The organism is Ruegeria sp. AD11(2025) (genome assembly GCF_056542405.1).
On record NZ_JBQFZU010000119.1, the window covers coordinates 1 to 883 of the forward strand.

The window sequence follows — 883 nt, forward strand, 5'->3', positions numbered from 1 at the left end:
CGCCCGGCCCCTTACTTTTTCATAACCAAATCTTATAAATACAATCAAAAAACAAAACTTATTCTCATGGCATTGATTTGCTATATCGGGATAGAAGCAAGACCAAAGTGTCGTTGAAGTCCTTCTGTCACAACATCCGTTTCCCAATCCGGGTTCGATGAGCAATTTCACCGACATCTTCTAGTGATCTTGTACATGACAGATTCGACCGCGCGACGTAGCCGAAACTTAGCCAGGAATGGAGAATGATATGGACGGAAGTGACACCCCAAACATGGGCGGATGCCCGGTAATGCACGGTGCCGGTACCCGGTCAAACAGGGATTGGTGGCCAAACCAGCTGAACCTTTCGATCCTGCACCAGCACGCGCCAGCCTCGGACCCGATGGGGGCGGGCTTCGACTACGCCGAAGAATTCAAGAAACTGGACCTGAAGGCGCTGAAAGAAGACCTGTATGCCCTGATGACGGATTCCCAGGACTGGTGGCCTGCCGACTACGGCCATTACGGCGGTCTGTTTATCCGCATGGCGTGGCACAGCGCGGGAACCTACCGGACTGCCGATGGCCGCGGTGGAGCGGGCAGCGGGTCTCAGCGGTTTGCGCCGCTCAACAGTTGGCCCGACAATGGCAACCTGGATAAGGCGCGTCGCCTGTTGTGGCCGATCAAACAGAAATACGGCAACCAGATATCCTGGGCCGATTTGATCGTTCTGGCGGGCAACTGCGCCATCGAATCGATGGGCGGAAAGACCTTTGGATTTGCCGGGGGTCGCACCGATACCTGGGCGCCCGAAGAGGATATCTATTGGGGTGCCGAAACCGAGTGGCTGGCGCCCACTGACAACCCGCAGAGCCGGTATTCGGGCGAGCGCGATCTGGAA

The 883-nt window shown here is 56.1% G+C and carries 1 protein-coding gene; it reads left to right on the top strand.

Annotated elements, in window-relative coordinates; translation table 11 throughout:
* Positions 1 to 250 precede the first annotated feature (250 nt).
* Positions 251 to 883: peroxidase family protein (locus tag ACR1XY_RS24620; protein WP_480597448.1), on the top strand; the 633-nt coding region annotated here is incomplete at its 3' end.